The following is a 12044-nucleotide window of genomic DNA, read 5'->3' as shown; positions in this document are numbered from 1 at the left end:
TTCAGGCCTTTTTTACCTGAATCCCTGAATCATAGAAGACCTTAACTTCACTTAACTCCTCATCGCCATTGAACAACTTTTCAACAAAATCCAAAACGTCGTTTTCTTGGAGTTCCTTGCATTCTGCGTTGCCCAATCCAGCAATTTCAAATACTGGTTTTTTGCTTTTTGAAATTACATGTTTTACCTTCACTATTTTCTTCCCATCCTGCTCTTCCTCAATTATTTCATCATAGCTCTCCTCTGTGTACTCATCTTTTAACAATATCTTGTCTCTGAATGTTTTGTATGGATGTTTATTGTAAATTCCAACTATGAGTAGTTTTGGTGTCAAATCTTCTTCTCTCCCCTTTATGCTCCTTTTTAAGTTCAATATCGTTTTGATCAACTGGATAATCCGGTCTTTCACGACTTTGCCATCATTAAGGCGATATCTCAAAAGATACACCTTTTCTAATTCAACAATGTCTGAACTACATTCTTTGACCTGTGATAGTACTTTTTCACCCTTCTTGGTCCTTAATTTGATCTCAATACCGTTTTCTGATTTTTGGACTGTGTCCACTTTCCATTTCTCTTTTTCATCAGTTAAACCTATTTCTCCCCTTTTCTGCAAATATACCTCAATTTCACCGATCCTATCTACATCTATCACAATAGAGTACTGATAAAAGGTCTGATGTTCTTCTGAAGTAAAAGGATTCGGAGTCATTTCACCGTATTTCTCCCGCATTCTATTTGCCAATCCAATGTTGGCATTAAACAAAACATCATAGGCAAATGGAGTCATGGATATTGCATGACTTATTTTTACTGGAGCTTCTCTAAAATTCTGAGGACTCGTTGAAGTTATCAAATATCCAAAGAGATCGAACTCTGGATAATTTAGTATTTTACCGGTTAGAAGAAGCTCAGTTGACGGTTGAATAACGGTTTTATTTCCATCGCCAGCCTTTTGTAAATTATCTGCATCCGCAGTTTTCCAAAGACCCATTCTTTTTGCAGTCTCCAAAATACTGTATCTCAAAGCATATCTGCTTACCAATGTGTACTGCTTACCATCCCACTTGGTTACCTTCTTCAACTCCTGATAATTTCCGCTTCCCTGATCATAGTTCAGAGATCCGCCATAGAATACCACATCCAAAACCAAAAATTTACTCATTTTTCCCACCCCCTGCAGACATGATTCCGAAAATTACAGCATGCGCTACTTTTTCAAAGTCTTTTGCACTTAAAATAGCAAGCCTTGAAATAATTCCAGAAACTTTTGAAACCGCTGGATTGTCAATATTAGCATTCAGAGCTCTTGCAACATTCCAGTAAAATTCATTTCTGTCTCCTGTTTTTATTGCGTTTAACAGTTTATAGATCAATTTTTGCCTGTAGTTTTGTGAGACGCTGTTAAATACTGTCCTAACACTTCTTATAAGCTCTTCCAGTTCTAAATCATACATAGGTTCATTCTTCATAATTTTCTCCTGAGTCATTTTCACTCACACCCCCTAAAACGCCAACAACCAAACTTAAAGCGTAATTTTCCCAAGAAATGTCGTTATTCACAATGTTTCGGAAGATAAAGCCCACATTACGGTGGGATTTTTCTAAAAACTTTTTAAGAACATAATTCACAAATGAAACTTTATTGCCCTTTCTAATTGCCGCAATGAGTTGTAAGCAATCGTCTTTACCCAAAATCTGCCTTACCGTCTGAACATATCCACCAATAGACCTGTAAGCGTCTTTAACATCCCACAAGATTTGCCGGTAGTTTGTCAAGAAACTCTCGCCGAAAAGCTCGCTTGTGCTTTGGTGTTCCCGAATTTTTGCATCTATGCACAAAGCATACACAGATGTTCTGTAATTTACTCTAAGATTATTGGTTAAGCAATGTTCGACATGCCTCAAGATAAGTGGATAAAGAGGTCTACCTTTAATGAATTCCTCCAAGACCCATACTTGCTTGTCGCCGTCGTTTACGCTCAAATAAACATTAAACGATTCTCTGATATAGTCATCAAGCAGTAAATACGCTTGCAATTTAGGTATGCCAATAAATTCCACATCAGTTAATTTCTGGTTGTCTATACCGCCAAATTCGATTAAATACATATTCTCAAGAGAAAATTGTGCTTTACATTCTACCAATTCATCAATTATTGACATCCACGTAACCTTAAAGATAGATATGTTTTCACCCAATTTTTCGATGTACTTTTTAATCCTTTTATTAATGGCATACGCCATCCAAATTTCATTAACGTAAAACATAATATATCTGCCAGATATCGTGGTAAATGCATTTGAAAAGGAAAGTAACAGAAGATAAACAGGAATTCGCAATTTTAAGCCGTGTTTAATGTCCTTTATGCTTGATGGCATAGTGTAACCTAAATTTGGAAATTCACCTGGAGAATATAAAAACGGATTTATCGTTGAATCTGGATAGATTTCGTAACTCAACCCTTCCTTTTTCTTTTTGCTACTCAACTTGGCGACAAAATGATATAGTTCATCGAATCTTTCTTGGAGCAACAGTTTCAAGTAAACATAAGAAGTATGTAGGTCTTTTTTAGGGTTATATAAGAAAAAGTTTCTATGGTCTGCTGGCAAATTAAGGTCAAACCCTTCTATCAATTTTTCAATAGATGGCTTGAACTTGTCAGGTTGATCAAAAAAATCAGGATTCTTTTTGAACAACTCGAAAAGATCGCTTTTCAATTTAGTTTTTTCAGCTTCCAATTTCCTTAAATTATCCAAAATATGCCTCTCCAATTTTGCCAAATTCTTGTCAATGAGTTCAATCTCGCTTTCCAATTTTTCTATCTTTTTAATCTCCTTTTTACTTAGTCCCTTCTCTTTTTTTGAGAGTTTTGATAATTCTTCCAGCCTATTACTTCTTTTCTTCTTCAGATCTTGAATAGTCTTTCTCGTATTAGTTATCTCCCGATATACACTCCTAACTTTAGAATGGTAAAAAAGATATGCAAACGGAAAATATCCGTAATACACAACCTCTGGCTCCTCCCGAATTCTCCTTTGCAACTCCTCCAAATCCCACCCGTAAACCTCCTCCATCAAATTCACAAACCCCAGTATCCCGGCATCAATGAACCAGTTGCCGGTAAACCGAAGTTCGCCAAATTCCCCTATAGTATTGCCATTTTCTCTGCTCGACAGACACGCAGTCTCTGATTCACCCATTACAATTACCCCCAGACTCCACCATCAGCCAAACTCAACCACCCTCCCCTCCTTCAACGCCTCTCTCACCAAGCTTGGCCGCTTGCTCAGCTTTTCAAACTCCTCCGGGGTGTAGCAGATAAAATCAACAGGATAGTCCAAGTTCCATTCTAAATACAGATCGACCGGACGCTTAATTGGGCTCAGACCCTCAAAAATGTCGCTGACAATTATCAGGTCAACATCGCTGTCTTTTTTGAATTCTCCTCTGACTGAGGAGCCAAATATCACGGCTTTTTTGATCCGGTATTTTTTGTAAATTCTTCTAAGGAAAGACTCGACGTCACCTAAATTAACTGCTTCACCCATTCTATCACCCTTTCAGCTTTCTCAATAAGCTCTAAGACTTCCCACTCTGAGAAATCTTCAGCCACATCAGGATACCTAGTTGCAGTATAAGCTGGATTGATTTCTGCACAGAGCTTGAGAATATCCTCGGGTGCATTTATCATTCTTGCCAGACGTGTTAAATCATGTATTCTGGGAAATTCACCTATTTTCTTTATATGGAGAGCTTTTAAGGCCTTTTCCACTGACTGTTGAGTCAGAAAGGCCGAAACGTGATACTCCCCAATCTCGTAATTTTTCTTTGCACTCCTCAGGTCTCTCTCAGCAAACCTGAACCAGAGTTTGACGGGATCATCCATGGCTCCACACCTGCACATTGATTTTCCACGTATTATCATTAAACATTTCGCATCAAACCACCTTCACCATCCCGAGCCCCATGCTGTTCTTACCACCAAAACCAGCCTTGTATCCTACCTCCAGAAGCTCTTTACTCCCCCTGGCCTCGAAAACCATCTCCACGCAGCGGTGAAACGTGTTCTTTATCCTGATCCTCTTGGCCTTGACGCTCAGGGGTTTTATTTCCAGATCAGCGTTCTCCGGAGTCCTCCGGTAGTGTGCCATGTACTTTCTCACCAGATTCTGCCGGATTATTTCGTAAAACTCGGCATCCTTGGGATAGAGGTCGATTACCTTCCCGTTCCCGTTCTCTCCGGAATTTCTGGAAACGTTTATCGGGCTGAGAGTTACGAATCGCTCCCTGCTTCCAATTTTTTTCTCCCGCATAACCCTGACTTCAGAGACCAGAAATCTTGCACCCGAGATCTCAATTTCAGGTTTTGAAAGCAGACCCTCGACGAGCTTCTCGGCGATCTCATTCCTCATCGTGGAGAAGAAGAAATGAGCGCTGTCACCGTAAACGACCATCTTTTCGCCCTTGATCCTGAATCTTCTCCCCGGAATCATGAGCTTGCTGAAGGTGAACAGCTTCGGAACGCCAGGCCTGTGGAGTTCGAGAGATAGCGACGGATCAGCCCTCTCGATTGCCCTGTAAATTGCAGAGGCGAGGTGGTACTGGTGGTTCAGATTTATAACAGGCGTTCGCTCCAGAGGTGCAAGGTCCACCTTCAGGCGCATTGATGCGTCTTGATTTCAGAAAAATAAAACTTTTTTGCCTGCTTAAAAAGTAAAAAACACTTTGATGAAAAATTTTTATCAGAATGTTTCACAATTTGGAACGAGAACATTTCAGGACACACAGTCATTAAATACCCTGCCAGCATTCAGCCAAAGGGTGCAGAACCCGATAGATGGTGTTTAAGATGAGAAGGGCATTTCGCGCGGAACGGGTGAGGTGACATGAGCGCTGCAAATAAGGCCGTCCTCATACTCAGCGGGGGGATAGATAGCTCGACGCTCCTCTACTGGCTCCTCGATAGGGGCTATGAGGTTCACGCTCTCACGTTCAACTACGGGCAGAAGCATTTGAGAGAAGTGGAGCACGCGAGGCTGATAGCGGAGAAGGCAGGTGAAGTGGGCAGAGTAACCCACAGAGTCGTGGACATCTCAGCAATTCACGATCTTATTTCGGCAGGGGCGCTGACCGGAAGTGATGAGGTGCCAAAGGCATTCTACAGCGAGGATGTGCAGAAAAGGACAATTGTCCCCAACAGGAACATGATAATGCTCTCCATAGCTGCTGGCTATGCGGTGAAGGCCGGGGCAGGAGAGGTTTACTATGCAGCACACAAAAGCGACTACAGCATCTACCCGGACTGCAGGAAGGAGTTCGTCAAGGCTCTGGACACGGCCGTCTATCTCGCCAACCTCTGGACACCTGTCGAGATTAAGGCCCCCTTCGTTGACATGACGAAGGATGAGATAGTCGGGCTCGGGCTGAAGCTTGGGGTTCCCTACGAACTCACGTGGAGCTGCTATGAAGGCGGAGAGATGCCGTGCCTCGAGTGCGGGACTTGTCTGGAAAGAACTGAGGCGTTTCTGCTGAACGACACAAAAGACCCGCTGCTGAGTGATGAGGAGTGGGAAAAGGCTGTGAAGGCCTACGAGGAGAAGAAAAGGGAGCATGAGGGCCAGCATTAGCGAGATTTTCTACTCGATTCAGGGAGAGGGCTTATTCTGCGGAGTGAGGCAGCTGTTCATCAGGTTTTCAGGCTGCAACCTCGACTGTCACTACTGCGACACCCGGTACTCGGAGAAGTGCAGAGATTACGCTAACGGAAGAGAGCTTGAGAATCCCGTGAGCCTGGACTACGTTCAGAAAGTTATAGATTCTGCAAAGAGCATCCATTCCGTCTCGTTTACGGGCGGAGAGCCGCTGCTCCATGCGAACTTCATAGCAGGGCTGGAAAAGACGAGGACTTTCTACCTCGAATCCAACATGTCACTGCCAGAAAAAGCCAGAAAGCTGAAACACCTCGACATAATTGCGGGAGATCTGAAGGTCAGAGAGGCGTTGAAGGCAGGATATGAAGAGGTCTACGAGAACACCGTGAGGTCTTTCAGGATTTTGAGGGACTCAGATGAGAGGGTTACCTTTGCCAAGATTGTACTACCGGAGCGGTTCGACTTCGAGGATGTGATGGCAAGGGCTCAGGGCATCTCGGATTACGTTCGCTGCTTCATCCTGCAGCCGGTGTTTGGCTCGGACGTGAGAAACGTTTTAAAACTCCAGGAGAAGATGCTGGAGCTTGCCGATACGAGGGTGATTCCACAGGTTCACAAGTATTTAGGGGTGAGGTGAATGAGAATAGGAGTCAGAGAGAAGTTCAGCGCCGCCCACTCGATTCCGGGGCATGAGAAGTGCGGAAGACTGCACGGGCACAACTTCATGGTTGAGGTGGAGATCGAAGGAGAGGTCAGGGAGAACGGAATGGTGATGGACTTCTACGACCTGAAAAAGCTGCTGAAAGATGTTCTGAGCGAGTTCGACCACAGGATACTGAACGAGATAATGGAGGTGCCAACATCGGAGAACATCTGCGTTGAAATCTTCAGAAAATTGAGGGAAAGGGGTCTGAACGTTGTGAGGGTCAGAGTGTACGAGAGCGAGGACAAGTGGGCCGAGCTCACTGCCTGACCTCACCTGTCCTTATCCTCACACTCTTTTCCACAGGGACGACGAATATCCTTCCGTCTCCAATTTTTCCAGTCCTCGCGGCAGAGGTTATCGCCTCGATTACCCTCTCCACCTCATCGTCCTCAACAACGATTTCCAGCTTGACCTTGTCCAGCATGTCCACCTCAACGGTTCTTCCGCGAAACTGAAGCTGGATCCCCTTCTGCTCGCCCCTCCCCTTCACCTCCGTAAGAGTCAGGGCAACGAAGCCGTGACTTTCCAGCGAATCCAGAACCTGTTCCACCCTCTCGGGCCTTATTACTGCCACAACCATCTTCATGATACCACCTCATGCATAGGCTCTTTCTCCGTGCTGGGAGATGTCCAGCCCGACGTATTCCTCCTCCTGCGTTACTCTCAGCCCCATCACCATGTCAACAGCCTTTGCCAGAAACAGTGTTACAGCGAACGCATAAAGTATTGCCGATGCTGAGGCGATCACCTGCGCGACGAACTGGTCAGCATTCCCGTAGAGCAGACCGCTGTATCCACCAACGCTCTCCATGGCGAAGATTCCCGTTGCCAGAGCGCCCCACAGCCCACCGATTCCGTGCACCGCCCATGCATCAAGACTTTCATCCCACCTTCTCCTCACCCTGAAGAGCATCGCCCCATAGCAGAGAACTCCTGCCGCAGCACCAATGAGAATTGCTGAGATGGAGTCCACGTACCCTGCAGCGGGAGTTATCGCCACCAGCCCTGCTACTGCGCCGCTCACCATTCCGAGGGCGCTGGGCTTGTCGTGAAGCCAGCTCGCAATGAGCCATGCAATCGCTCCTGCTGCTGCGGCAGTATTTGTTACAAGCAAAGCGTTTGCCGCACTCTCTCCAGCAGACAGTGCACTTCCAGCGTTGAAGCCGAACCACCCGAACCACAGCAGCGCGGTGCCGAGCATGGTCATCGGTATGTTGTGGGGGGCTATGCTGTGCTCCTCATAGCCAAGCCTCCTGCCGACGACAAAAGCAAGAGCCAGTGCAGAGAATCCGGAGCTTATGTGCACAACTGTGCCTCCTGCAAAGTCCAGCGCTCCGAGCTTCGCAAGCCACCCACCACCCCACACCCAGTGGGCGAGGGGGTCGTAGACGAGTGTCGTCCAGAGCAGCCCGAAAACCATGAACGAGCTGAGCTTCACCCTCTCCGCCACTCCGCTCGACAGTATTGCAAGGGTCACCGCAGCAAAGGTCATCTGGAAGGCGACGAACAGCAGCGAGGGTATGCTGCCCACATCATTCGAAACTCCCCTCAGACCGAGTGCACTCAAATCTCCTATAATGCCCAGAACGTCACTGCCAAACGAGAGCGTGTAGCCAAGCAGCACCCACTGGACGCTCACAACAGCAAGAGCCACGAATGACAGCGAGAACATTGAAACCGCGTTCTTCCTCCTCACCATTCCCGCATAGAAAAGCCCGACTCCCGGCACCATCAGCATGACCATTGCCGTTGAGACGAGGAGCCAGGCAGTATCTCCACTGTCCATCTGCATCACCGGGCAGGAGTCTGACACCGGGGTATTTAAATATATTTAATCAAACTTGACAAGATTTAATATTTTTTCAGAAAGTTTCTGAGATTTCTAAAGAAAATTTAATAAAACGCAATCACCGGTAAAAATCCACTCATCCAGCCAATTCCAAAAGGTATTAATCCTGAAGCGTGACAGGTACAGAAGGCCAATGATGAATGATGGGCGATCTGAAAGGTGATGAGAGGGGAGAGGCTGAGGCTGCCCATCCTTTAAAACTCAATTTTACCATGACTCCACTTCCAATTCCCGGATTCTGCCAAAGTGTTTTATGTTCCTTGTCAGAATTCTCTCATTATGGGCCAGAGCTATGCTGGCGATGAGAACATCCATTTCGCCAACATGCTCGCCCCTTCTCCCAAGTTCTGAAACTATTCTGCCATAGATATCAGATGCCACAAGATTGAACTCAAGGAGGTCTATTCTCGCCAGTAAGCCGCGAACTTTCCTGAGATTATCTTCAACGTTTTTAGACATGTATGCTCCCTTGAACAGCTCAGCGGCATTTACAGGAGTAGTAAAAAGTCTTTCTCCATCTTCAACCAAGCTTTTTAACTTATTAAAAGCCATTTCATCCTTTCTCAGAAGAGCGACAAGAAAATCTGTCTCGAGACACACCATCAAACCACCCGTGTCAGATTTTAATATCTCTACCCCTAACGAGCTCCCTGCCTTTGTAAGCATCCTCAATGCTTTTTACCAGATCTTCAGAGAACTCAGTGGACTCCAGATATTCCAGCAATCTCGCCCCCTTGGTTATTCTAAGAATGACGTCACTAAATGACTCGCCCTCCTTTTTGAGTCTCTTGAGAGTGTTGTATGCCTCTTCAGATATCGTGAGAGTTTTATGGGCCATATTGTTTACATGCACTTACGTGTAATTAACCTTTCCGAGCATGCGAAAATAGAAATCTAACAAATTCGATATTTATTCAGCAACCGGAACGCCTTCAAACCTGAAAAGGACAGGGATGTTCGCCATACCAAGTTTTTCAGCCTCCCTGCTGATTACTTCGTAGATTCCATCCAGTTCGTGTTTTTCAACTTTCGAACAGTTCTCCAGAGAGATTACAAAGTAACCGCTGTAGTCGTAACCGTAGGAGACTACCGGCCCAATTGGGTGGAAGTACCGGTCTAAAAGTCCATTTTTCTTGATGGATTCCCCAAGACTGTCGAGCTTTGCCAGCCACTCCTGTCTGTCTTCCTCGCTTTTGAAGTCGGGAGGGGTTCCGTATTTGATTTGCCCGGATGAGGTTTCGCACATCTTCGGGAGCTTTTCAGAGTTTTTCTGTGAGGGTTCGTTCACCGAAATTATCCTGCTGTATGTGGTGAAGCCTGCAGCAATCACAAGGACTGCGAACAATAGCAGTGCAGCGGTTCGTTTCATCTGCTCACCCCATAACATGAACAGGCAAATACACCACATTAATTTTTTCTCAGAAACGCAATGATTGAGTTTAAATGCATGCATTGTTTGTATCATCAAAAAAAGCGATAACTGGCAGGGAGCGAACCTGAAAGCCGCTCCTTCAAAAACATATTTCTACGTCCACTCAGCCTTTTTAGCAGGGGTGTTCTTTTGAGAGTGAAGCTAACAGCAAAGGCCTGCGGATACTCTGTCAGCATTACGGCCATATCTTACTTCACCTCACTTGCTTTTTACGCCCTCACTCCAAATCCCAGTCTGGAGGCAAGGCTGATTGAAGCACTGCTCCTGCTCGCAGCACTCTGGACAGTTTCGAGGGTTTTCCTGAAAAGCCAGCTCAGCCATGCAGATTCATCGGATTTTGCGAGCAGCCTGATCCATGTCCTTGCCCTTCTCGCTGTGGGAAACGCAATTCCCTTAGTGATAGTGCTTACCTCCGGCCCGGAGCGAATGTTTGCCGACGCAAGGCCCAGCTTCATCGACAAATGGAACGCCACAATCCCGGCCTTTGCTGCGATTTACTGGGGAATCTTCAGCATAATCGTCGCCTACATTTACCACTCGGCAGCATATGAGCTGTTTGGAGGAAAAACCGGTATCGCCGCATCCTTCCTGCTGTTCACGGTTAACTACAACGCACCGCTCATTTCCGGGTACTGGAACCTGTGGGACATCCTGTTCTTTGGAGCTGCGTTTTCATACTCGTACTCGGTGAACAGAAACCCTCTCGCCCTTGCATCTGCATACCTCATCTCCGAAGTACCGCTGTGGTGGTGTCTTCTCGCTCCACTTGGTTCAGGGGCATTTGCAGCATACTTTGCAGCAAGGTTTGCGGTCTCGGTTGCCGCTGTTATGGCACTCGCAGGGAAGCGATTCAGGGAAAAGTAGGAAATTAGCAGATGAGCAATAAACGGACACAAAAGAACAGGCTTATATGTCTCTGAGCAAAAACATCAGGCATGGATGAAAGGGAGAAAAAAGCACTGACAGCAAGTCTCCAGCGCTCGTCAATTGCGGGAACGGCAATAATGAGCTTCGCCCTTGCGTTTCTCGTGCTGTACTATGCGAAGGTCAACTTACTCTACTCTCTTGCGATCTCAGTGGCTTTTTCGGCCATCACAACCCTTGCAAGAAGTCGCTCAAGGTTATGATTTCCGCATTGAAAACGTTTTCCATGTGCTTTAAAGCGTACTCGTAATCGTAGTCGTTCAGTGCTGCAGTGCAGTCCCTTATCACCGCAACCTCATAACCCCTCAGCACGGCATCTCCTGCGGTGTGCAGAACGCAGATGTTCGTCAGGACTCCGGTGAGGTATAGCCTTTCAATGCCAAGCTCCCTGAGGGTTAAATCCAGATCAGTGCCGAAGAAGGCCGAGTACCTGCGCTTCCTGATGATGTAATCCTCTTCCTTCACCTCAAGCTCGTCTATTATCTCCGCACCCTCAGTGTTTGCGACGCAGTGTTCGGGCCATATCTGGAATTCAGGGTCATCCTTTCTGTGATAGTCCTGGGTGAAGATCACGGGCATCTTCTCTCTCGCCTCGATTATGGCCTCTGCCGTTGGCTCAAAAATGCTCGAAAGATGCTCTCCACCGAAAAGCTTCCCGTCAGGATAGCAGAAGTCCTTCTGCATATCCACAACGACGAGGGCAGACCTCATGTAAAACACCTGATAAAAGGAGATTAAAAATCTGTCGAACACATGTTCGATTTACTGCGCCTCGAGTATGCCCTCCTTCACAGCGATCCTCTCAACCTCATCCCTCATTTCATCAAGGACGTCCATCATCACCCTCCACTCCTCGAAGTCGAGGTTGAAGGAACCCATCTGGCTCCTCAGCTCCTTTAATCTGAGCTTCAACCTCCTGAGGACATCTCTGTAGACGTCTTCCTTCTCCGTCCCGTAGAAGATGTTTTCCAGCTTACCAACAGCCGTTCTGAGGAGCCGGATTCTTTCCTCCACATCGGATGAAAACTCGAAACTTTCCAGCAAGACGGCGAAAGTCGTTCTCAGGGATTCCATATTGCTATTTTAAATGCAAAAATATAAGAATTTCCTCCTGCTGGATTGAGTTGGTTAAATCTCGATAAAAACGGTTTTTAAGGAACAGAGCCATAGTTTTTTAGCGTGAACAAAGAAAAGGCCCCTGATTCTTTCACGAGGAGGATTGAAACTTTCAGAGACGTAATTGTCAGGGTAATCGTCTTTGGTTCCTATGCACGAGGAGAGGCCAAAGAGGAGAGCGACATATATGTCCACATAATACGGCATTTTGATCTTTTCTACTAAAGAGGACGTAGATGAAGTCATTGAACATGCAAGAAAATCTGTGGACAGAAGAAGAGTTGCTGTCCAGACTTTAACTCCAGATTCACCACCCGAGATTGGGAAACACTTAGCTAACATTTAAAGCACTATTATCTCAA

General features: G+C 46.0%; 19 protein-coding genes. 6 read left to right on the top strand and 13 right to left on the bottom strand.

All coding sequences use genetic code 11. From position 1 onward, the window contains the following. Nucleotide 1: 1 nt before the first annotated feature. From cas7i to cas6, 6 genes are read right to left on the bottom strand one after another with little or no spacing between them, the layout of a single operon-like run. Nucleotides 2-1165, bottom strand: coding sequence for a type I-B CRISPR-associated protein Cas7/Cst2/DevR (gene cas7i, locus LPQ35_RS02715; protein ID WP_193806130.1), 1164 nt, complete (start codon nt 1163-1165; stop codon nt 2-4). Beyond that, nucleotides 1158-1472, bottom strand: a complete 315-nt coding sequence (locus LPQ35_RS02710; RefSeq protein ID WP_346297674.1) for a hypothetical protein — start codon at nt 1470-1472, stop codon at nt 1158-1160. Before LPQ35_RS02710 ends, cas7i begins: the two co-directional genes overlap by 8 nt. Continuing rightward, the gene (locus tag LPQ35_RS02705; protein WP_193806135.1) at nt 1462-3204 is read right to left on the bottom strand and encodes a hypothetical protein; all 1743 of its coding nucleotides are present in this window, start codon (nt 3202-3204) and stop codon (nt 1462-1464) included. Before LPQ35_RS02705 ends, LPQ35_RS02710 begins: the two co-directional genes overlap by 11 nt. A gap of 24 nt (nt 3205-3228) precedes the next feature. After that, nucleotides 3229-3552, bottom strand: a complete 324-nt coding sequence (locus LPQ35_RS02700; RefSeq protein ID WP_193806137.1) for a nucleotidyltransferase domain-containing protein — start codon at nt 3550-3552, stop codon at nt 3229-3231. Next, nucleotides 3531-3890, bottom strand: a complete 360-nt coding sequence (locus LPQ35_RS02695) for a HEPN domain-containing protein (RefSeq protein WP_193806139.1) — start codon at nt 3888-3890, stop codon at nt 3531-3533. Before LPQ35_RS02695 ends, LPQ35_RS02700 begins: the two co-directional genes overlap by 22 nt. 52 nt (nt 3891-3942) lie before the next feature. Beyond that, nucleotides 3943-4668 carry a CRISPR-associated endoribonuclease Cas6 gene (gene cas6 / locus LPQ35_RS02690; RefSeq protein WP_193806141.1) on the bottom strand — a complete coding sequence of 242 codons (726 nt, stop codon included), beginning with the start codon at nt 4666-4668 and terminating at the stop codon, nt 3943-3945. A 222-nt stretch (nt 4669-4890) separates the two neighbouring features. On the opposite strand from cas6, the gene queC reads away from it, so the two are divergent. The 3 genes from queC to queD are packed head-to-tail and all read left to right on the top strand — an operon-like array spanning nt 4891 to nt 6628. After that, nucleotides 4891-5631, top strand: a complete 741-nt coding sequence (gene queC, locus LPQ35_RS02685) for a 7-cyano-7-deazaguanine synthase QueC (RefSeq protein WP_193806143.1) — start codon at nt 4891-4893, stop codon at nt 5629-5631. After that, on the top strand, nt 5615-6292 hold the full coding sequence (locus LPQ35_RS02680) for a radical SAM protein (protein ID WP_193806146.1): 678 nt from the start codon (nt 5615-5617) through the stop codon (nt 6290-6292). Before queC ends, LPQ35_RS02680 begins: the two co-directional genes overlap by 17 nt. Then, on the top strand, nt 6293-6628 hold the full coding sequence (gene queD / locus LPQ35_RS02675; RefSeq protein WP_193806148.1) for a 6-carboxytetrahydropterin synthase QueD: 336 nt from the start codon (nt 6293-6295) through the stop codon (nt 6626-6628). Here queD and LPQ35_RS02670 read toward each other — a convergent pair. The 5 genes from LPQ35_RS02670 to LPQ35_RS02650 form a co-directional block, all read right to left on the bottom strand. After that, a complete protein-coding gene (locus LPQ35_RS02670) occupies nt 6618-6947 on the bottom strand; it encodes a P-II family nitrogen regulator (protein WP_193806150.1) in 330 nt (109 codons plus the stop codon). The genes queD and LPQ35_RS02670 overlap by 11 nt on opposite strands. Before the next feature lie 9 nt (nt 6948-6956). Continuing rightward, nucleotides 6957-8153 carry an ammonium transporter gene (locus LPQ35_RS02665; protein ID WP_193806698.1) on the bottom strand — a complete coding sequence of 399 codons (1197 nt, stop codon included), beginning with the start codon at nt 8151-8153 and terminating at the stop codon, nt 6957-6959. 264 nt (nt 8154-8417) lie between these two features. Further along, nucleotides 8418-8813 (bottom strand): PIN domain-containing protein, encoded by a 396-nt coding sequence (locus LPQ35_RS02660; RefSeq protein WP_193806152.1) that lies wholly within the window; start codon nt 8811-8813, stop codon nt 8418-8420. A 13-nt stretch (nt 8814-8826) separates the two neighbouring features. Next, on the bottom strand, nt 8827-9048 hold the full coding sequence (locus tag LPQ35_RS02655; protein WP_193806154.1) for an antitoxin VapB family protein: 222 nt from the start codon (nt 9046-9048) through the stop codon (nt 8827-8829). Between the two features lie 72 nt (nt 9049-9120). Next, nucleotides 9121-9579: a hypothetical protein gene (locus LPQ35_RS02650; RefSeq protein ID WP_193806156.1), complete on the bottom strand. Its 459-nt coding sequence runs from the start codon at nt 9577-9579 to the stop codon at nt 9121-9123. 192 nt (nt 9580-9771) lie between these two features. Here LPQ35_RS02650 and LPQ35_RS02645 point away from each other — a divergent pair, with 192 nt between their 5' ends. Both LPQ35_RS02645 and LPQ35_RS02640 read left to right on the top strand, forming a co-directional pair. After that, entirely contained in the window at nt 9772-10506 is a 735-nt protein-coding gene (locus LPQ35_RS02645; RefSeq protein WP_193806158.1) for a hypothetical protein, read from the top strand. 71 nt (nt 10507-10577) lie between these two features. Further along, complete coding sequence (locus LPQ35_RS02640) at nt 10578-10769, top strand: hypothetical protein (protein ID WP_193806160.1); 192 nt, start codon at nt 10578-10580, stop codon at nt 10767-10769. Here LPQ35_RS02640 and LPQ35_RS02635 read toward each other — a convergent pair. Together LPQ35_RS02635 and LPQ35_RS02630 are read right to left on the bottom strand one after the other, a co-directional pair. After that, on the bottom strand, nt 10735-11277 hold the full coding sequence (locus tag LPQ35_RS02635) for an isochorismatase family protein (RefSeq protein WP_193806162.1): 543 nt from the start codon (nt 11275-11277) through the stop codon (nt 10735-10737). The two genes, LPQ35_RS02640 and LPQ35_RS02635, sit on opposite strands and share 35 nt — an antisense overlap. A 51-nt stretch (nt 11278-11328) precedes the next feature. Continuing rightward, entirely contained in the window at nt 11329-11640 is a 312-nt protein-coding gene (locus LPQ35_RS02630) for a hypothetical protein (RefSeq protein ID WP_193806164.1), read from the bottom strand. A 105-nt stretch (nt 11641-11745) separates the two neighbouring features. Between LPQ35_RS02630 and LPQ35_RS02625 the strand changes: the two genes are divergently transcribed. Further along, the gene (locus LPQ35_RS02625; RefSeq protein ID WP_193806166.1) at nt 11746-11907 is read left to right on the top strand and encodes a nucleotidyltransferase domain-containing protein; all 162 of its coding nucleotides are present in this window, start codon (nt 11746-11748) and stop codon (nt 11905-11907) included. Nucleotides 11908-12044 lie beyond the last annotated feature (137 nt).

It is taken from the genome of Geoglobus acetivorans, assembly GCF_039641995.1.
GTDB classification, from domain to species: domain Archaea; phylum Halobacteriota; class Archaeoglobi; order Archaeoglobales; family Archaeoglobaceae; genus Geoglobus; species Geoglobus acetivorans.
The sequence above is the reverse complement of the archived record's forward strand: the minus strand, read 5'-3'. Positions and strand labels throughout refer to the sequence as shown.

Coding starts and splice junctions, on each gene's coding strand:
- LPQ35_RS02660 (WP_193806152.1), bottom strand. CDS start 8,813: ATGGTGTGTCTCGAGACAGATTTTCTTGTCGCTCTTCTGAGAAAGGAT.
- LPQ35_RS02705 (WP_193806135.1), bottom strand. CDS start 3,204: ATGGGTGAATCAGAGACTGCGTGTCTGTCGAGCAGAGAAAATGGCAAT.
- LPQ35_RS02630 (WP_193806164.1), bottom strand. CDS start 11,640: ATGGAATCCCTGAGAACGACTTTCGCCGTCTTGCTGGAAAGTTTCGAG.
- LPQ35_RS02650 (WP_193806156.1), bottom strand. CDS start 9,579: ATGAAACGAACCGCTGCACTGCTATTGTTCGCAGTCCTTGTGATTGCT.
- LPQ35_RS02680 (WP_193806146.1), top strand. CDS start 5,615: ATGAGGGCCAGCATTAGCGAGATTTTCTACTCGATTCAGGGAGAGGGC.
- LPQ35_RS02695 (WP_193806139.1), bottom strand. CDS start 3,890: ATGGATGATCCCGTCAAACTCTGGTTCAGGTTTGCTGAGAGAGACCTG.
- cas7i (WP_193806130.1), bottom strand. CDS start 1,165: ATGAGTAAATTTTTGGTTTTGGATGTGGTATTCTATGGCGGATCTCTG.
- LPQ35_RS02700 (WP_193806137.1), bottom strand. CDS start 3,552: ATGGGTGAAGCAGTTAATTTAGGTGACGTCGAGTCTTTCCTTAGAAGA.
- LPQ35_RS02665 (WP_193806698.1), bottom strand. CDS start 8,153: ATGCAGATGGACAGTGGAGATACTGCCTGGCTCCTCGTCTCAACGGCA.
- LPQ35_RS02655 (WP_193806154.1), bottom strand. CDS start 9,048: ATGGCCCATAAAACTCTCACGATATCTGAAGAGGCATACAACACTCTC.
- LPQ35_RS02635 (WP_193806162.1), bottom strand. CDS start 11,277: ATGAGGTCTGCCCTCGTCGTTGTGGATATGCAGAAGGACTTCTGCTAT.
- LPQ35_RS02710 (WP_346297674.1), bottom strand. CDS start 1,472: ATGAAGAATGAACCTATGTATGATTTAGAACTGGAAGAGCTTATAAGA.
- LPQ35_RS02670 (WP_193806150.1), bottom strand. CDS start 6,947: ATGAAGATGGTTGTGGCAGTAATAAGGCCCGAGAGGGTGGAACAGGTT.
- LPQ35_RS02640 (WP_193806160.1), top strand. CDS start 10,578: ATGGATGAAAGGGAGAAAAAAGCACTGACAGCAAGTCTCCAGCGCTCG.
- queD (WP_193806148.1), top strand. CDS start 6,293: ATGAGAATAGGAGTCAGAGAGAAGTTCAGCGCCGCCCACTCGATTCCG.
- cas6 (WP_193806141.1), bottom strand. CDS start 4,668: ATGCGCCTGAAGGTGGACCTTGCACCTCTGGAGCGAACGCCTGTTATA.
- queC (WP_193806143.1), top strand. CDS start 4,891: ATGAGCGCTGCAAATAAGGCCGTCCTCATACTCAGCGGGGGGATAGAT.